At 62.7% G+C, this 18,263-nt stretch carries 13 protein-coding genes; 8 read left to right on the plus strand and 5 right to left on the minus strand.

The genetic code is table 11. The features are described 5' to 3' along the window. Positions 1-108: 108 nt before the first annotated feature. The 3 genes from HMPREF2736_RS11185 to HMPREF2736_RS11190 all read right to left on the minus strand — a co-directional run bounded on the left by HMPREF2736_RS11185 (position 109) and on the right by HMPREF2736_RS11190 (position 7,916). Positions 109-4,929, minus strand: a complete 4,821-nt coding sequence (locus tag HMPREF2736_RS11185) for a G5 domain-containing protein (protein WP_246822154.1) — start codon at positions 4,927-4,929, stop codon at positions 109-111. 9 nt (positions 4,930-4,938) lie between these two features. Continuing rightward, positions 4,939-6,372, minus strand: a complete 1,434-nt coding sequence (locus HMPREF2736_RS12745; protein WP_246822156.1) for an adhesin domain containing protein — start codon at positions 6,370-6,372, stop codon at positions 4,939-4,941. 137 nt (positions 6,373-6,509) lie between these two features. Next, positions 6,510-7,916 carry a hypothetical protein gene (locus tag HMPREF2736_RS11190; protein ID WP_070829822.1) on the minus strand — a complete coding sequence of 469 codons (1,407 nt, stop codon included), beginning with the start codon at positions 7,914-7,916 and terminating at the stop codon, positions 6,510-6,512. Positions 7,917-8,037: 121 nt separating this feature from the next. On the opposite strand from HMPREF2736_RS11190, the gene HMPREF2736_RS11195 reads away from it, so the two are divergent. Genes HMPREF2736_RS11195 through HMPREF2736_RS11230 form a run of 8 tightly spaced genes read left to right on the plus strand, consistent with a single transcriptional unit; the run spans position 8,038 to position 15,924 of the window. Further along, positions 8,038-10,947 (plus strand): DUF4040 family protein, encoded by a 2,910-nt coding sequence (locus tag HMPREF2736_RS11195; protein ID WP_070829824.1) that lies wholly within the window; start codon positions 8,038-8,040, stop codon positions 10,945-10,947. Positions 10,948-10,950: 3 nt separating this feature from the next. Next, positions 10,951-11,412 carry a cation:proton antiporter subunit C gene (locus tag HMPREF2736_RS11200; RefSeq protein ID WP_070570765.1) on the plus strand — a complete coding sequence of 154 codons (462 nt, stop codon included), beginning with the start codon at positions 10,951-10,953 and terminating at the stop codon, positions 11,410-11,412. Continuing rightward, entirely contained in the window at positions 11,412-12,917 is a 1,506-nt protein-coding gene (locus HMPREF2736_RS11205) for a monovalent cation/H+ antiporter subunit D family protein (RefSeq protein WP_070829826.1), read from the plus strand. The genes HMPREF2736_RS11200 and HMPREF2736_RS11205 overlap by 1 nt, the downstream gene beginning before the upstream one ends. Further along, positions 12,917-13,354 (plus strand): monovalent cation/H+ antiporter subunit E, encoded by a 438-nt coding sequence (locus tag HMPREF2736_RS11210; protein ID WP_070829828.1) that lies wholly within the window; start codon positions 12,917-12,919, stop codon positions 13,352-13,354. Before HMPREF2736_RS11205 ends, HMPREF2736_RS11210 begins: the two co-directional genes overlap by 1 nt. Further along, the gene (locus HMPREF2736_RS11215) at positions 13,355-13,621 is read left to right on the plus strand and encodes a cation:proton antiporter (protein WP_070421568.1); all 267 of its coding nucleotides are present in this window, start codon (positions 13,355-13,357) and stop codon (positions 13,619-13,621) included. Beyond that, entirely contained in the window at positions 13,621-13,932 is a 312-nt protein-coding gene (locus tag HMPREF2736_RS11220) for a Na+/H+ antiporter subunit G (protein WP_070829830.1), read from the plus strand. The genes HMPREF2736_RS11215 and HMPREF2736_RS11220 overlap by 1 nt, the downstream gene beginning before the upstream one ends. Before the next feature lie 12 nt (positions 13,933-13,944). Then, positions 13,945-14,484 (plus strand): RNA polymerase sigma factor, encoded by a 540-nt coding sequence (locus HMPREF2736_RS11225; RefSeq protein WP_070829832.1) that lies wholly within the window; start codon positions 13,945-13,947, stop codon positions 14,482-14,484. A 9-nt stretch (positions 14,485-14,493) separates the two neighbouring features. After that, positions 14,494-15,924: a YkvI family membrane protein gene (locus tag HMPREF2736_RS11230; RefSeq protein WP_070829834.1), complete on the plus strand. Its 1,431-nt coding sequence runs from the start codon at positions 14,494-14,496 to the stop codon at positions 15,922-15,924. 3 nt (positions 15,925-15,927) lie between these two features. Here HMPREF2736_RS11230 and HMPREF2736_RS11235 read toward each other — a convergent pair whose 3' ends face one another. Beyond that, positions 15,928-16,956, minus strand: a complete 1,029-nt coding sequence (locus HMPREF2736_RS11235; RefSeq protein WP_070829836.1) for an aspartate-semialdehyde dehydrogenase — start codon at positions 16,954-16,956, stop codon at positions 15,928-15,930. Between the two features lie 12 nt (positions 16,957-16,968). Further along, a complete protein-coding gene (locus HMPREF2736_RS11240; RefSeq protein ID WP_070829838.1) occupies positions 16,969-18,234 on the minus strand; it encodes an aspartate kinase in 1,266 nt (421 codons plus the stop codon). Between the last annotated feature and the right edge of the window lie 29 nt (positions 18,235-18,263).

Here is an 18,263-nt window from a genome sequence, read left to right on the forward strand (position 1 = left end):
TAAACACAGCAAATTTCTAATAAGGAACGCTCAGGTGAATTTTAGGTAACTGCAGATGCGAAAAGGGCGGCCCCCAACCGGGTACCGCCCTTCGCTTACGCGTTCAGACTACTTACTGGAGGAGCCTGCGTTCTCCGACGAACCTGCGTTCTCCGATGAGCCCTTGCTTGACGACGAGCCCGTCTCGCCCGAGGACGTCACACGCTCCGAGGAACCCAGCACCGTCATGCCGTTGTCGAAGCCCTCTTCGCGGCAGGCCTGTGCAATCAGCACACCGGTGAGGCTGGCTGCGGCGATGACACCGAGCGCAATGCCCAGCGGCTGGAGCTGCTCGCCGTAGCCTGCGAACTGGCGGTTGATGGCGTCTGCCTTCATCTGCAGTTCGCGAGCCCACTCAGGCTGCTCCCACTGGCGGCCGCGGTTACCGTGGCCCCAATCGTGCTTCGGCATGGACTCCTGGAAGCGAGCGTTGAGCTCCGCGGATGCCTTCTGGATCTGCGGACCGAACACCTCGTTCACGCCGTAGCCAATGCCGGCGAGGACGCCGATCGGCAGCAGCCACAGGATCGGGCTGTTCTTCGCAAACGCGTTGGCCACGCAGCGCTTCGCCTTATCGGAAGAGCCTTGCGGGTCCTTCGGATCGGCAGGCGTCGACGGGTCGGTCGGCTTGCTCGGGTCGGTCGGCTCGCTCGGATCAGCCGGCTTCTTCGTGCCAACCTTGATGATCAGCTTCTGCGCAGGAACCTCGACAAAGCTGCCGTCTTCACGGTGGATGCGCTCGCCAGGCTTACCCGGCTGCACAACCTCGTGCTTGCCAGCTTCAAGTTCGGAGTCCTCGATGACCTCGTAGTCGTAGGCGATCTCCTCAGTCCAGCTGGTGCCCGCCGGCGGCTTGGTGCCAACGCGGACAACGCGCTCGACTGGCTTCTCCACCATCTCGGCGACAGGCTTGCCGTCGACAACCTTGATGGTGTAGCGGCCGTCCTTACCAGCAACGTCTTCGACTTCCTCGCCTGGCTTCAGGTTCGGGTCGTAAACGATCCGGGTGGTGTAGCGGACGTTGATATCGAGCTCACCTTCAGGCGTCGGCTGATCCGGGTTTTCCGGGTCAGTCGGGTCGGCCGGCTTGGTGCCGATGAGGATGACGTGATCCTGCTTCTCAACGAGCGTCTCTTCGGTGCCGTCAGAGTTGTGCTGAACCAGGCCGGGCTTACCTTCCTGTTCAACCTTGTGCTCACCCGCCGGGATGGTGGGGTCAAGCTTGACCTTCACCTCGAACGGGATCCGTTCCTTCCATTCCTGACCAGCCGGCGGTTTGGTGCCAACACGGATGATCTTCTCGACTGGCTCCTTCACGACCTTCACCGAAGGCTGACCATTCTCGACGGTCACCTCGACCTTGCCGTTCGCACCTTCCTGGTCCACGATTTCCTGACCAGGCTCGAGCGTCTCGTCGTAAATGATCTTCGTGGTGTACGGAAGCTCGACTTCCTTCGGCTCGACCGGTGGGGTCGGTTCGTCGGTCGGCGGGGTCGTTGCCTTCTTGGTACCAACGCGGATGATCTGCTTGACCGGCTCCTTGGTGCGCTCAGTGGTCACCTTTGGATCACCGGAAGGCTTGCCATCGACGATCTTCTGGGTGGAGGTCTCAACATCTTCACCAAGCTCGCCCTGCTGGTCAACCTTCTGCGTGCCATATTCCAGGGTGTCGTCGTAGACGATCTCGGTCTCGAACGGAACCGGCTTCTTCACCTGGGTGACAATTTCACCGTCTTCGATTGCCGGACCGTACTCGATGATCTCGTTGACCGGGTCCTTGGTCTGCTTCTCCTCAGGGGTCACAGTCGCCTGGTCACCCTTAGCAGTGAAGTCAGCCGTGTAGGTCTTCTCACCCGGTACGCCCTTCTGGACGACCTTGATCTCACCCGGCTTCAGCTCCGGGTTCGGACGAGTCTCAACGCCGAACGGAACCGGTGCTGTCCAGGTGACCTTTTCGGATGCCTCGGCTGGCTTGGTGCCAACCTTGATCACCTGATCGACAGGCTGCTCGGTGACCTTCTCCTCAACGGTGGCTTCGCCATCCGGCTGAGAGTTGGTGACCTTCTGGGTCACCGTGGTGGTCTTCTTACCCGGCTTGCCCTCAGTGACAACCTCAGAGGTACCAGCAGGCAGGTTCGGGTCGAACTCGATCTTCACACCGAACGGAACCTCAGACTCAACGGTCTTTTTGGTCTCACCGGTGGTCTTGGTGCCAACACGGATCTTCGCGTTCTTCGGAGCCTTCGTCTGCTCAGAGGTCACCTTCGGATCGCCGGACGGCTTACCGTCGACAATCTTCTGGGTAGAGGTGACAACCTCAGTGCCAAGTTCACCCTGCTGATCGACGACCTGCTCACCCTCCTTAAGGGTGTTGTCGAAGACAATCTCAGTCTCAAACGGAACAGGCTTTTCAACCTTGGTCACCACAGAGGTGTCCTCGGCCGCCGGGCCGTACTCGATGATCTGGTTAACCGGATCCTTGGTCTGCTTCTCTTCCGGGGTCACAGTTGCCTGGTCACCCTTGGCGGAGAAGTCAGCGGTGTAGGTCTTCTCGCCCGGAACACCTTCCTGGACGACCTTGATCTCACCCGGCTTCAACTCCGGGTTCGGACGGGTTTCAACGTCGAACGGAACCTGGGCAGTCCAGGTGACCTTTTCGGAGGCCTCGGACGGCTTGGTGCCGACAGTGATGACCTCGTCGACAGGCTTCTTGGTGATCTCCTCAGTGATCTGCGGATCGCCAGGCTTGGAGTTGGTGATGTCACGCTTGATCGTCACCGTCTTCTCGCCCGGCTCACCCTTGGTGGTCACCTTGGACTCACCGGCAGGCATGTTCGGATCGTACTTGACGACGACCTTGTACGGCGCCTCAGCCTTGTAGGTCTCGGTGTTCTCACCAGTGGTCTTGGTGCCGATGCGGATCTTGGCCTTCTTCGGGGCCTTGGTCTGCTCGATGTTGATGCTCGGCTCGCCGTCCGGCTTGCCGTCCTTGATCTTCTGGGTGGAGGTGATGGTCTGCTCACCCGGGACGCCCTCTTCGTCGACAACTTGCTTGCCGGACTCGAGGGTGTCGTCGTAGACGTACTCGATCTCGAACGGGACTTCCTGGGTCTTCTTGCTGGTCAGTTGCTGATCAGGGATGCCTGGGCCGACCTCGATGATGCGCGGCTTGGCTTCCTTGATGGTCTCTTCCTCAGCAACCTGTGCCTCAGCGCCCTTGGAGGTGAACTTAGCGGTGTAGGTCTTTTCGCCGTTCTCGCCTTCCTGGACAACATTCATCTCACCAGGCTTGAGCTCCGGGTTCTCGCGAACCTCGGTCGGGTACGGAATCGGGAACTTCCAGGTGATGTCCTTGGCACTCTCGGCAGGCTTGGTGCCGATGACAACGACCTCGTTCGTCGGCTCCGTGGTTCGCTCCCAGGTACCGTCCTTCTTCTGCTTCTCCTTGCCGGGCTTGCCTTCAGTTTCTACCTTGTACTCGCCGGCAGGGATTTGATCAGAGAACTTGTACTCGACCTCGAACGGAAGCTCACGCTCCGGGACGTCGACGACGTTGACCGTCGCGGTGGTGTTGTCCTTTGAGCCGTCCTCGTAGGTCACGATGACCGGGACGTCGATCTTGTCGCCCGGTTCAGCGGTATCCGGGGAAGTGGAGATGACGTTGCCCTTGTCATCCAGGCCGACGATCCAGTCACCGTTGTCGGTCTTCACCGTGTAGGTCGGGTTGCCGAACTCGTTGTTCTCGCCGGTGGCCTCGAGGCCCTCCGGGTCGATAGCGAACGGCTTGTCCGCAGCAAGGTTGATCTCTTTTGGCTTCTCGACGTCGATCGGCGAGGTTGCCGTACCACCCGGGTAGACCGTCTGCGACGGAACAACCGGCTCAGACTCCCAGTTGTTGGTCAGCTTCACCACGGTGGTGACAGGGACCTCTGGACGGGAGCCGTCTGGTGTCTGGACGGTAACGGTGATGGTCTTCTTGTCGCCCGGCTTAGCATCTGCCGGCGGGGTGGAGGTGACAACACCGGTGCTCGGGTCAATCTTGTACTTCCAGCCGTCGACTTCCTGCTCCGTGACCGGATTGCCGTCCTCGTCGTTACCGAAGGAGTAGGTCGAGTCTTGCGGCGCACCCGTCACCTGGTGGTCAACAGCCTGGTTCGGGCCAGTGACCTGCACGTTGTACTGCGGGGCGACGTCGCCCTTGATCACAACAAAGGTGCCCTTGACCTTCTGCGGGTCAGCGCCATCGTAGTAGGCGAGAACCGGTACATCCAGGATGTCGCCTTGCGGCGCATCCTTCGGAATGGTCGTGGTGATCTTGCCGGTGTTTTCGTCGATCTTAACGGTCCACGTCTTGCCCTCTTTACTTGTGAGGGTAATCGTGGTTTGACCGTTCTCGAAGGTGTAGCGCTTCGGAGCCTCGTCAGAGGTGTTACCGCTGAGGCCGCGTTCAGGAACCTTCGGGGTCAGGCTGACCTTGGCGTTCGGCTTATTGGTGACCGTGTCGTAGTCGGGGATCTTGATATCCACGATCGCCTGGAACTGGGTCTCGATCTCATCCGTGGTCTGGTCAGGGTAAGTGGCCTTGACCTTCGGAGTGATGATGGTGCCCGGTGCCACGGTGTCGTCCGCCTTCGCGGTGACCTTGCCGGTCTCATCGACGGTGACGGTCCAACCTTCAGGCACAGTGGACTCGTCGATCTCGAACTTAGCCGGGTGAACCGGCTTGTGGCCCTTCATGATGGACTTGGTGCCCACCTGGGCGGTGAGATCTTCACCGATGGTGCCCTTGGTCAGGCTCGGACGCACCAGGTCGGTCACCTGGGTGTTGTTCGGGTCAATGACCACCTGCAGAGGGATAACGTCGGTAGAGCCGTTCGAGTACTCCACCACAACCTGGACCTAAGCAAAGGTGCCCGGCCTCGGGTTCTCTGGGGCGGTGACGGTGACGTTGTAGTCCTCGTCCATCTCCACGGTCCAGCCTTCGTAGACGTACTTCTCGTCAAGAGTGGCCTTAGCTTCGAACCCCTTCTGATCCTTCTTCTTCGCCAGTTCCTTGATCAGGTCAGGGGTCTGGGTGAAGGTGACCTTCTGCGGCTCGGTAGCAATCGGACCGGTAGCACTATCGACGCCGGAGATGATCGACGCGTCCGTCTTGTCGTACTTCGGGGCGTGGTACTCGGTGTCATCCAGCGAGAACGCCTTGGAGTCGATGACGTTCGCCTTGCTGTAGCGATTCAGCGAGTTGGAGCTGTCGAAGGCCTTATTTTTGCCCCATTCGTTGTTGTGGTCAGCAGCAGCCTTGAGCTGGTCCACGCTGCGCGGCTTCGCCAGAACGGAGAAGTTGACGTTCTTGTCGGTCGCCAGGTCAGTACCGCGGTACTCCGGCCAGGTGAAGTAGATGTCACCGGTCTTTTCGTCGATACGCAGGTTCTGCGTACCACCGGAGGCTTCCGGGTCGGTGGTGCCGATGAACTTGCCGTTGCCGTCATAGGCCTCCACGACCATGCGGGACATGGAGTCGTCCTCGCCGTCGTTCTGCACAGCAGGAATGTTGACGGTACCGACCTTGGTTTCGTCACCGGGCACGATGACGTGCTTCTCCCAGTTCTCCCACGACACCGTAATCGGGTTACATTCAATGTTCTCGCTCGGCCACGGGTTTACAGTAGCGCTGAATACAGAGCTGTCACCTTCCGTGGCTTTCAGGCCCGAAGGATTGTCCTTCTTGTAGTTGCTCTGCCAGGCGTAGCGCACGGGATTCTCGGCAGTGGCCGAAGCGAACTGCTTGACCTTCTCAGCAGTGAGATCTGCGTAGAGATTTAGGTTTCGTTGGTCGCGAGAACCAGTAATTTCGATGCTTTCGTCAGCCTTGTGCGTGACGCTCTTGTCAAGGAAGGTCTGGCCGGCCTCCATGGAAGGCACATTGCCGGTACCCAAGACCTTGCCAAGGTTCGCGCCATTGGTGAAGGACCAATCGGCGAATGTGCGGTCCTTCGAGTTATCAAAGGAGACGCTTAAGCCCCACAGGGTCTTGTCGGGGCTATCTGTACCTGGCTCTAGGGTGTTCCAGCTGAAACCAGCCTGGCTGTGGTTAGCGGTGTCGGTCTCTGAAACAACACATGATCCGGCCGGCAGGTCGGAGGCCTTCTGGGCGCCCTTCTCTACCGCGCCGGACTTGTCGCGGATGCCGCCGCTCAGGGTGGCAGCCGCAGCGTACGGTGCCAGCGGGCCCGGGCCGACCACGCTCAGGCCACCAAGCGCGAGCGCAATCGCAGATGTTGCCGCGATGCTAGTAGACGTTGACTTACGAAAACGCCGAGATGATTCGGCCATGTGATACTCCTCTGTTAAGCCACTCGACGGGGCCGTGAAAGCGGCTTCTCGATCAGGCAGCTGTTTTGTAACCTTCGCTTAGCCAGACAGCTAAGCAATAGATGACATCACATTTTAGAGGCGTACCGGACGCATGTCTAGGTGGCGGTTTGCTCGGCGGACCGGCGCCACACCCCCGCCAGCCCCGCTGCGGCAAGCAACGCGGACAGCAGCAGTGCGGCGACCACGCCTCGGTAGTCCCCGCCATTGCCGGCGGCAGACACAGCGACAGTTGTCCAGTGCATGGGTACTGCCTGCGAAAGTGCTGCCCACGCCGCATCTACCTGTGCGGTAGTGGCGGTGCGCCACACCCAACCGACGAGGCCGGTCTGCGCCAGCGCCACCACTGCCGCGACCCCCAGCCCGACAGCCAGGCCACACAAACGCATTAACACTGCGGCTAGCCCCGTTGAGGCGAGTGCGCCAGCCAACAGTCCAGCGGCGACCACTGCATATTCCTGTACGCCGAGCCCCTCACCGAGGACACCAGCCAGGATGGTGCCGGCCGCCGCGATAATGATGGCGCCGGGGATGATGATCCACCGGCGGGTGCGCGTCGATAAGCAAAATGCTGCTGCGAGTGCCGTACCACCCAGCACTGCCATCGCCGCGAGCAACATCGCAGCAATCGGCGCAAGCGTCGAACGGGTCTGCTCCGCACCCGGGCTACCCGGCGCGGCCGCGGGCACCGGAAGCGCTGCACGCACCGCAGAGACCTTGTCGGCGTTCATGCCTGCCATCTGGTCGATCTTTTGCACGCCGGCGACCAACTCGTCGATGCCACCGGTGGCTTGAGACGTCTGCCCTTGCAACTCGCGCAGGCCCGCAGCCAACTCAGCCGCACCGTTGGTGGCTGTATATATACCGTCGTGGTACCCGTAGCCCGGGACGGCGAGTTGGTTGGCAAGGTCGCGGGAACCGTCGCGCAGTTGGTTCATCTTCGCCACCACATCCGGCGGCAACTGCGCGGTCTGAGCTTGCTCGCGTAGCCCCTTGAGCGATTCGCGGGCCTGGACCGCATCCGGATCCTTCGCATCCTTCAGCTCGGCGAGCGAGCGGTCGATCGCGCCGACCACCTGGCCGCGCACCGCCTCAAAACCCGTGACCTGGTTGACCACCTCGCCGATAGAATCTGCTAACTGGGTCGCGCCCGCGCCCAACTGGCCGGTACCGGCTTGGAGTTGCACCATGCCGTCGGACAACTGCTGGGAGCCGGCCTGGGCGGCAGCGAGGGCGTCGAGAAGCTGCTGGGTCTGGCCCTGCGCCTCACCAACACCTTCGGCTAACTTGCCGGCACCTTCCTTGAGCACCTTCGCCTGCTGGCCAGCCTCACCGGCTGCACGGCGTGCATCCCCAAGGTTGTCCGCACCAACCTGCGGGGCGCCGGACACCTCCGCATCGCGCGCGGCGTTCGCCCACGTGGACGCCGGAGATAATGGCATAAACACGCCAACAACCAGCGCCAACAGAGCACACACCAACCGCAACGCGTTGTCCGATTTCATGCAACTGTTCTTATCACCAGTCACATGCGTTCTGCGGGAGGCGCACCGCTCGCTCGTGCAGCTTGATACTGTCTTTAACGTTCATTGCCAATCCCTTACAAACCTTTGAAAAGGGTTCACCATGACTCTCCCCCTCGTCATCGGGCTCGTTGCAGCAACGGTGGTGCTTTCACCGCTGCTGGTGCGAGTCATGGACAGGAAAGCCGGGTACCCGCTCGCAGCACTGCTGTTCGCTGCCGCAGGTGTGCTGGGCACCAACTTCACCTCCGTTTCCCAGGGCAACGACCTGACATGGTCGTTTGTGTGGGCGCGCGATGTGATGGGTACCGGCTCCGCGATCGAGTTCGCGCTACGCGCCGACGGCTTAGGCATCTTCTTCGCACTACTTGCGCTGGTCATCGGCGGTGTAGTGTTCGTCTACTCCGCCGCCTACCTGCCCGAAAGGCAGGGCAACACGAGTTTCTACACCATCATGACGGCCTTCACGCTGTCCGTGCTGTTGCTTGTGCTTGCCGACGACGCCGTGCTGCTCTTCATCGCCTGGGAGTTAGTCTCCATCGCGTCGTTCATGCTGATCGCCCGATCCGGCTCGTCGGGTGAGGCCGGCTCGTACCGCACCCTGATCCTCACCTTCTTCGGCGGCCTGACGCTTTTGGCGGGCCTTGCGGTCGCCTCCATCCAGGCAGGCACGACGCGACTGACGGACATTTTGGCCGCGGACGTGTGGGGCGATAACCGCGTCACCGTTGTCGTCGCGCTGCTGATCGCGTTCTCCGCGTTTACCAAGGCTGCGCAGTTCCCGTTCCACTTCTGGCTGCCCGAAGCCATGGCTGCCGCCACCCCGGTGTCCGCGTTCCTGCACGCCGCCGCCGTGGTCAAGGCCGGCGTGTACTTGCTGCTGCGCTTCTCCACTGTGTTCTCGGACGTCGCCGCCTGGAACTACCTGCTGGTCATCATCGGCCTGTTCACGGCGATCATGTCGGCGTGCTTCGCCATCACCAAGACTGACCTGAAGCACCTGACCGCCTACTCCACCGTGTCGCACCTCGGCTGGATCGTCGCCGCCATCGGCGTCGGCTCCCCGATCGGCCTCGCCGCCGCGCTCACCCACACGCTGGCGCACGCACTGTTTAAGTCCTCGCTATTCATGCTCATCGGTGTGGTCGACCACGAGGCCGGCACCCGCGACATGCGCCGCCTGGGCAAGCTTTACGACAAGATGCCATTCACGTTCGCCTCTACCGTGGTCGCGGCCGCCTCCATGGCTGCGGTTCCCCCGCTGTTCGGCTTCGTGTCCAAGGAATCCATCCTGGATGCCTTCCACGAGGCGCCCTACGGCACGGCCCTTTTGATCATCGCCGGGTTTGCCGCGTTCCTGACGTTCCTGTACTCGCTGAAGATTGTCTTCGGCGCGTTCGTGGACGGCCCGAAGGACATGTCGCACGTCCACGAAGCCCCCGTCGCCCTCTGGCTGCCGGCCGCACTGCCGGGCTGGATGTCCGTCGTCCTGCCGTTCATGCTGTTCTGGGTGGACAACCCCGTCTCCGCAGGTGTGCGCGCAATTACTGGCGACGACACCTTCACCACCCACCTCGCCATCTGGCACGGCCTGACCGCACCGTTCATCGTCTCCCTGATCGTTCTGATCGCCGGCGTGATCTTCGCAGTTGCCTTCCGCAAACCCGTCTTCGCGGCACTGCGCAACAAGCAACTCCTGCCTGCCGACGGCCCCGACATGCTCTTCCGGCTCACCCGCGGCCTGTCCGACTTCGGCGAGCAACTGGGCAAGCTGGCCGACGGCTTCAACCCGTCACGCCACCTCTTCCCACTGCTGGCATCCGTCACCGCCATGGGCCTGTGCGTCATCGCACTCACCGACGGCATCGACGGGGTGACCCCAGCCGACCGCGCCGAGGGCCTCGACGTGTGGTGGGACCTCATCCCATTCGCCATCATCGCCATGTCGGTCCTGGGCATGGTGTTCACCCGCTCCCGCCTGGCCTCCGCCGTACTGCTGGGCACCGTGGGCGTGGGCATGACCCTGCAGATGTTCATGCTCGGCGCCCCCGACGTGGCGCTGACCCAGTTCCTCGTCGAGGCACTCACCGTCGTGGTCATCCTGGTTGTGCTGCGCTACCAGCCGCGTGTGTTCCCGGAGACGAAGCCTCGTCGTAAAGCACTTGCTGCTGTATTCGCACTGCTCGCTGGCGTGGTTGCCTTCTTCGGCGTCTACGGGCTGACCGGCCGCCGCGGCCGCTCCGAACTCGCCGAGTGGTACCTCACCGAAGGCGGCGAGGTCACCGGCGCCGACAACATCGTCGCCGTGATCATCGTGGAATTCCGTGGCTTCGATACCCTCGGCGAACTCTCCGTGCTCGGCATGGCCGCCGTCGTCATCGCCGCCGTGGTTGCCTCCATGCCACGCCACCTCTTCGAAGCCGGCACACGCCCGCGCCCGTTCGGCCAATCGCAGCTCAACTCCATCCCGCTACGCAAGGCCGCCGCGCTTGTCGCCCCGGTGCTCGTCGTGCTGTCGGTGCTGATCTTCTTCCGCGGCCACACCGCACCAGGCGGCGGCTTCGTCGCAGCTCTGGTCATGGCAACCGCATTCGCCATCAACTACCTCTCCCGCGGCTCGGATGCCGACGTGGTGAAGAACTTCACCCCAATCCGCCTGACCGGCTGGGGCATCATCATCGCGATCTCCTCCGGCTTCCTCGGCTTCATCGAAGGCGGGTTCATGTACGCCATCCACGGCGAGATCGCCGGCGAACACATGACCACCTCCCTGATCTTCGACTTCGGCATCTACCTCGCCGTGCTGGGCATGGTCACCGCCGCCATCAACGCACTCGGCGGCTACCTGCGCCCCGGTGCTGACCTGTCCGACCTGGACTACTCGCGCGACGAAGCCGAAAACCCACTGCCGTCCATCCCCGAGCCGCTACCGCCGGAAAACCCGGTGGACGCACACCCCGACCCGATCAACCCGGCGCACGACCCGCAGCCGGTTATCACGAAGGAGCCTTAACCCATGGTCATGGCACTTACCATCGCGGTTCTCGTCGCGGGATCCGTCTACCTCGTACTCCAACGCGGCATGGTGCGCATCGTCTTCGGCATGTCGCTCTTCGGCCACGCCTCCAACCTCACCCTGCTCGCCGCAGGCGTGGGCTCCTGGCGCGGCGAAGCATTCCCCTCCCGCGTCCCCTTCGAGGACATGGGCGACCCGTTGCCGCAGGCATTCGTGCTGACCGCCATCGTCATCGCAATGGCAACCACCACGATCCTGCTTATGCTCGCATCGCTCGGGCGTAACGACGACACCGCAGAGCAACCAACCGGCACCGACGCCGGCTACTCCAAGATGTGGCTCAGCCCCTCCGCACTGTCCACCGCCGGCCGCAACGCGCGCCTCAACCCCAAGAAGCTGGAAGAGATCCGCGCACGCGAGATCAGCCACGTCACCAACGATGATCTGAAGGTGAAAGACTAATGGCCGTCGACGCAATCCTGCCTATCTTCGTTGCACTACCGCTGATCGTCTCCGCGGTTACGGCGCTGAGCCCCTGGAGGAAACTCAACAACACGCTCGCCATCGCCATCCCGGCGATCAACCTGACACTGGGTGTGTGGCTCTACCTCTACACCGCGGAACACGGCACGATCGCCCACGTCATCGGCCTCTACCAAGGAGGCGTTGGCATCTCGTTCGCCGCGGACACGTTCTCCGCGGTGATGATCGTGACCACCATGATCGTGGCGCTGACCTCCAACTGGTTCGCCATCGCCGTCGGCGAAACCCAAGCGCGCTTCTACACACCCCTGTCGCTCGTGTTGATCACCGGCGTGTGTGGCGCGCTGCTCACCGCGGACCTGTTCAACTTCTTCGTCATGATCGAGGTCTGCCTCCTGCCCTCCTACGGCCTGATCGCCATGTCGGGCACCCGCCACCGCCTGCTGTCGGCGCGTATGTTCGTGCTGGTCAACCTGGCGGCGTCGACAATGCTGGTGCTCGGCGTGGGCTACCTCTACGCCGTGACCGGCGTGGTCAACCTCGCCTCCCTGCAAGGTGTGGCTGCGGGCAACGGCCCGGCAACGGTGGCGGCCGGCATCGTCGTCATCGCAATTGCTGCGAAGGCTGGCGTGTTCCCCGTCTACACCTGGCTGCCACGCACCTACCCGTCCACCTCGGCCGCCGTGATGGGTCTGTTCTCCGGCCTGCACACCAAGGTCGCCGTCTACATGCTCTTCCGCATCTGGGTGATCATGTTCGACATGGACCCACGCTGGAACACCCTGCTGATCGTGGTCATGGTCATCTCCATGATCATCGGCGGCTACGCAGGACTGGCGGAATCCACCATGCGCCGCGTGCTGGCCTACCAGATGGTCAACGGCATGCCGTTCATCCTCATCATGCTGGCATTTACTAACGACGACGCCCGCTACGCCCTGGCCGCCGGCCTGCTCTACACCCTGCACCACATGGTCACGATTGCCGCGCTGGTACTGAACTCCGGCGCGATCGAAGAAACCTACGGCACCGGCACCATGGCAAAACTCTCCGGCATCGCCCGGCGCGACCCATGGACCTCTGCGGTCTTCGTCGCCGGCGCGTTCTCCATCGTCGGCTTCCCGCCATTTTCCGGCATCTTCGGCAAAGTCACCATCGTGCTCGCCGCCGCAACACCCGGCGACTGGCGCTCCTGGGTGGCCATCACCGCCATCATCGTCGCCTCCTTCGGCGCCCTGCTGTCCATGATGCGCCTCTGGCAGCGCGTGTTCTGGGGCCGGCCCATGCAGCACTACCCCGAAGCGCTTAACGTGCGCGTGAGCTTCATGCTGCCGTCCGCGGTGCTCATGATCCTCTCGCTCGGCATGTTCATCTTCGCCGGCCAAATGTGGGACATCACCACCACCGCAGTCGACGACCTACTCAACGTCGACGCCTACACCAGCGCCGTACTTGGCGACGACTCCATCGGAGGCGATAACTAATGCGAGGCATCATCCACGCCGCGGGCTACACCTGCTGGATCATCAAAGAAATCTTCGCCGCAGGCTTCGACGCCGTGTTCAAGGCATTCAACCCGGCGGCCAAGATCGAACCGATCGTCATCTACTACCCCATGCGCCTGCGCACCGACTGGGAAGTGTTCTGGTTCACCACCTCCATCACCGCCACCCCAGGCACCCTCTCCATGGGCCTGCGCCACCCCATCGAACCCGGCGGCCCCATCACCCTGCTGGTGCAAGCCGCGTTCGGCTCCGACCCGGAAGACATCATCGCGGGGTTGGCGGATATGGAGGAGCACGTGCGGCCGTCGCTACGCAATAGCCCCATCGACCCGAAAACCGTCATATGGGAGCCCTACGTCGACCAAGGCCCCACGCCTGACGACGACACCGTCCCGCCCGCAGAAAGGATGAACTAAATGTTTGTCACCATCATGCAGGCCTGCCTCATCATCATGGCCATCTGCCTGCTCATCTCCCTTGCAGCGGTCATCCTGACCAAAGACGAACTGTCGCGCGCCGTCATGGCCGACATGGTCTTCTACGGCATGATCGCCATCTTCCTCGTCTGGACCCTGTGGAACACCTCTTCCATCGCCTACGAGATCCCGATCCTCGCCGGCATCGTCTGCGGCGTAGTCCCAACGATCTCCATGGCCCGCATCATCTCGAGAGGACGCCGCTAATGACCATCCCCGAAATCGTCGTCGCTGCCCTGGTCATCCTGGCCACCATCTGCGTCATCGCAGCCACCATCCTGCAACTGCGCGCCCCCGACGCGCTGACGCGTGTCAACCTGCTCGGCCCCCTGGTAGTCATTGCGTTTCCGATCCTGGTCATCGCGAAACTCATCTACTCCTGGTCCACCACCGGCTTCGACCTCAACGACTTCATCCGCGCCATCATCGCCATCCTCGGCGTCTGGATCGTCGGCTCCGTCGCCTCCTTCATCATGGGCCGCTCCCTCTACGGCGTGACGGTGTCCGACAAACTGTAATCTCTACAGGTTGTGAGCAGGAACGACGAAGGCTACATCACCGAACTGGCGCTACGCGCCGGCCGCGGTGACAAAGCCGCGCTCACCGAATTCATCCGCCTCACCCAAGACGACGTATGGCGCCTGCTCACCCACCTTGCAGGCCCCCAACACGCCGACGACCTCACCCAAGAGACCTACCTGCGCGTCCTCGGCTCCCTGCCGCGCTTCCAGGCACGCTCATCCGCCCGCACGTGGCTGCTCTCGCTCGCGCGGCGCGCCTGGGTCGACTCCGTCCGCCACGACATGGCCCGCCCCCGCAAGTCCGCCGCCGAATACGAAACGGTCGCCGCCTCCGACCCCAGCCCCGACAACCCCAACACGTGGGGTGACGTCATCGACGCGCGCTCGCTTCTCGACGAACTCCCCGCCGAACGCCGCGAAGCACTCGTATTAACGCAGGTCCTGGGCTATACCTACGAGGAAGCCGCGAAGATCGCAGGCGTGCGTGTGGGCACCATCCGATCCCGGGTTGCGCGTGCCCGTCGCGACATCATCGCTGGCACCGAGTAAATTATCTACATGCTGAAAAAAGCCTTACTTATCTCTGCCGCGTTCATCGGCACCGTGGTCGGCGCAGGCTTCGCGTCCGGCCAGGAGGCCATGCTGTACTTTTCCGCCTTCGGCACCCAGGGCCTGTGGGGAGCGATCCTCTCCTCCGCCCTCATGCTGATCGCAGGCGTAACCATCCTCCAGCTCGGCTCGTTCTTCCAAGCCAAGGAGCATATGGAAGTGCTGGGCATGATTTCGTCGAAAGTCATGGGCTGGATCTTGGACATCGCCACCATTGTGACGCTGTTCTCCATCGGCTTTGTCATGTTCGCCGGTGCCGGCGCCAACCTCAACCAACAGTTCGGCCTGCCCGTCTGGATCGGCGCGGTGCTCATGCTGCTGATGACGCTTGGCTTCGGCATGCTGGACGTGGACAAGGTCACCGGCGCTATCGGTGCGCTGACCCCGTTCCTGCTCATCTTCGTCATCGTCGGCTGTGGCTGGACCCTGGTCAACGGCCACCCCGACTGGGACGCCCTCAACATCGCCGCATCCAACGTGGAGACGTCACTGCCGAATTGGTGGGTCGCCGCCCTGAACTACACGGGCCTGAACATCATCTGCGTGACGTCCATGGCCATCGTCATCGGCGGTAACCAACTGGACACCCGCGCTGCCGGCCTCGGCGGCCTGCTGGGCGGCGTGGGCTACCTGGTCATGCTCATCCTGCTGGCGCTGTCGCTGCTGGTCAAGATCGAGACCGTCTCCGGCGACGACATGCCGCTGCTCACCCTGATCACCGACCTCAACCCGACCATGGGCACCATCATGGCCCTGGTCATCTTCGGCATGATCTTCGCCACCTCGCTGAGCATGTTCTACGCCCTGGGCAAGCGCCTCGCCCGCGGCCGCGAAGAACGATTCCGCCTCATCTTCGTCGCCGCCTGCCTGATCGGCTTCGCGCTGTCGTTTGTGGGCTTCCAGTCGCTGGTGTCCACCGTCTACCCGATCCTGGGTTACCTGGGCATCCTGCTGATCACCGTGATGACCCTGGCGTGGCTTCGCGGCATCCCGAAACTGCGCAAGGAAGGCGACCGTCGCCGCCGCGCCCTGGAACTGACGCGCAAGAAGATGGACCCGAGCGAGCGCTTTACCAAGAACGAGGAACGCGAACTCGAGTACATCACGTCCAAGTCCAACGTGGATGAGGAGGAACTCGTCGAGGCACTCGAGGAGGAAGTTGCGCAAGAGCTTCTCGACGACGACGAGATCGACTACGACGAAGAAGACCGCGAAAGCCCCTCCGACCTGGTCTACATCTCCTACACGGAGCCCGTGTCGGCCGAGGAGTACAAGGCGAACCCGGACGAGCCGTGGAACGACAGCACCGTCGACGACATGATCGCCGCCGAGGAGGCAGCCGAAGCCGCTGAGCGCGAGGAAGAGGAGCGCCGCCTCTAGCGGCTAGACCAGCAGTTCCGCAATCTGGATCGTGTTCAGGGCGGCACCCTTGCGCAGGTTGTCGCCCGAAACCACGAACACAAGGCCGCGGTTGCCGTCGATGGTCTGATCCTGGCGGATGCGGCCGACAAGGGAGTCGTCGATACCCGTTGCCTCACGCGGGGTGGGCACCTCGACGACACGCACGCCCGGCGCGCCCTCGAGCACCTCGGCGGCGCGCTCCGGGGTGATCTCCTTCTCAAACTCCGCGTGCACCACCATCGTGTGCCCCGTGAACACCGGGATGCGCACGCACGTGCCTGCGACTTTGAGTTCCGGGATGTCCAGGATGCGGCGGGACTCGTTGCGCAGTTTTTGTTCTTCGTCGGTTTCGAAGGTGCCGTCGTCGACAATCGAGCCCGCCAACGGCAGGGCGTTAAACGCGATCGGGGCGACGTACGGGCCGAAATCGCTGTTCTTGTCGGTCACACCGTCACGCACCAGCACGTGCGGGTCGCCCAACTCGGCGACCTGGTTGGCCAACGTATCCACGCCGGCGAGCCCCGAGCCGGAGACGGCCTGGTAGGAGGAGACGCGCAGGGTGCGCAGGCCGGCGTCGTCGTGAAGCGGCTTGAGCACTGGCATCGCGGCCATGGTGGTGCAGTTCGGATTGGCGATGATGCCCTTGGCCAAGTTCTTCACCGTCTCCGGGTTGACCTCAGACACGACGAGCGGGACGTCGGTGTCCTTGCGCCACGCCGAGGAGTTATCCACCACGGTCGCACCAGCTGCGGCGAACACGGGCGCCCACTCGAGCGACGTGGAACCACCGGCGGAAAACAAGGCAATGTCGACGTCCGCGACGGACTCCTCGGTGACCTGTGTGAGATCCTCGACGACGATGTCCTCGCCACGGAACGCAATCGTCTTGCCGGCAGAGCGTGGCGACGCAAAGAAGCGCACCGTATCGGCCGGGAAGTTACGTTCGGTGAGGATGTCGCGCATCACGCGGCCAACCTGGCCAGTCGCGCCAACAACAGCAAGCGTGGTCATTTGCAAAACTCCTTAACGTCCAGTGCCTGCGTACACCACGGCCGGCTCGTCGCCGCCGAGGTCAAACTTCGAGTGGATCGCACGCGCCGCCTCGGCCACGTCGGCCTTGCGCACCACGGCGGTGATGCGGATCTCGGAGGTGGTGATCATCTCGATGTTGATGCCCGCGTCGCGCAGCGCGTCGCAGAAATCAGCGGTCACGCCCGGGTGGGACTTCATACCAGCGCCGACGAGCGATACCTTGCCGATCTCATCGTCGTACGTAATGTCGTCCCAACCTTCGTTGACCTGCATGGCGCGCAGCAGTTCCATGGTGGCGGCGCCGCTGGCCTTCGGCAGCGTGAAAGTGATGTCCGTCTTGTTGTCCTGGGCGTTGGAGATGTTCTGGATCACCATGTCGATGTTCACCTCGGCGTCCGCGAGTGCACGGAACACCTTGGCGGCCTCGCCCACCTCGTCGGTGATGCCCAGGATGGTGATCTTGCCTTCCGAGTCGTCGGTGGCCACACCGGTGAGAACTGCTTCTTCCATGGGGATATCCTCCAATGCTCCGGCGACCAGGGTGCCGGTGTCGTTGCTGTAAGACGAGCGCACCCGCATGGGCACGTTAAAGGCACGCGCGTACTCGACGCTGCGCAGTACAAGAATTTTGGAACCGCTGGCGGCCAGCTCGAGCATCTCCTCGAAGCAGAGCTTGTCCAGTTTGCGGGCGTCGGCCACGATGCGCGGGTCTGCGGTGTAGACGCCGTCGACGTCCGAGTAGATCTCGCACTCGTCGGCCTCTAGCGCGGCGGCGAGGGCGACGGCGGTGGTGTCCGAGCCGCCGCGGCCGAGGGTGGTGACGTCCTTCGTTTCACGGTTCACGCCCTGGAAGCCGGCGACGATGGCGATGTTGCCCTCGTCGATAGCTTCCTTCACACGCCCGGGCGTGACCTCGATGATGCGGGCGTTGCCGTGGCGCTCCGTGGTGATCACGCCGGCCTGGGAGCCGGTAAAGGACTGCACCTTCTCCCCCAGCGCGTCGACCGCCATGGCAACCAGCGAGTTGGAGATGCGCTCGCCTGCGGTGAGCAGCATGTCCATTTCGCGTGCCGGCGGGTTCGGGTTGACCTGTTCTGCCAGGTCGAGCAGTTCGTCGGTGGTGTCACCCATTGCCGAGCAGACCACCACCACATCGTTGCCTGCCCGGCGCGTCTCCACAATGCGCCGGGCGACCGCGTTGATGCGCTCGGCGCTTTCTAACGAAGATCCTCCGTATTTCTGGACAATCAGTGCCATGTCAGCCTCCCACGGATCCTTCGTGCATT

The organism is Corynebacterium sp. HMSC036E10, from assembly GCF_001836265.1.
Classification (GTDB): domain Bacteria; phylum Actinomycetota; class Actinomycetes; order Mycobacteriales; family Mycobacteriaceae; genus Corynebacterium; species Corynebacterium coyleae.

Coding starts and splice junctions, on each gene's coding strand:
- HMPREF2736_RS11200 (WP_070570765.1), top strand. CDS start 10,951: ATGGTCATGGCACTTACCATCGCGGTTCTCGTCGCGGGATCCGTCTAC.
- HMPREF2736_RS11210 (WP_070829828.1), top strand. CDS start 12,917: ATGCGAGGCATCATCCACGCCGCGGGCTACACCTGCTGGATCATCAAA.
- HMPREF2736_RS11230 (WP_070829834.1), top strand. CDS start 14,494: ATGCTGAAAAAAGCCTTACTTATCTCTGCCGCGTTCATCGGCACCGTG.
- HMPREF2736_RS12745 (WP_246822156.1), bottom strand. CDS start 6,372: ATGGCCGAATCATCTCGGCGTTTTCGTAAGTCAACGTCTACTAGCATC.
- HMPREF2736_RS11240 (WP_070829838.1), bottom strand. CDS start 18,234: ATGGCACTGATTGTCCAGAAATACGGAGGATCTTCGTTAGAAAGCGCC.
- HMPREF2736_RS11215 (WP_070421568.1), top strand. CDS start 13,355: ATGTTTGTCACCATCATGCAGGCCTGCCTCATCATCATGGCCATCTGC.
- HMPREF2736_RS11205 (WP_070829826.1), top strand. CDS start 11,412: ATGGCCGTCGACGCAATCCTGCCTATCTTCGTTGCACTACCGCTGATC.
- HMPREF2736_RS11190 (WP_070829822.1), bottom strand. CDS start 7,916: ATGAAATCGGACAACGCGTTGCGGTTGGTGTGTGCTCTGTTGGCGCTG.
- HMPREF2736_RS11235 (WP_070829836.1), bottom strand. CDS start 16,956: ATGACCACGCTTGCTGTTGTTGGCGCGACTGGCCAGGTTGGCCGCGTG.
- HMPREF2736_RS11195 (WP_070829824.1), top strand. CDS start 8,038: ATGACTCTCCCCCTCGTCATCGGGCTCGTTGCAGCAACGGTGGTGCTT.
- HMPREF2736_RS11220 (WP_070829830.1), top strand. CDS start 13,621: ATGACCATCCCCGAAATCGTCGTCGCTGCCCTGGTCATCCTGGCCACC.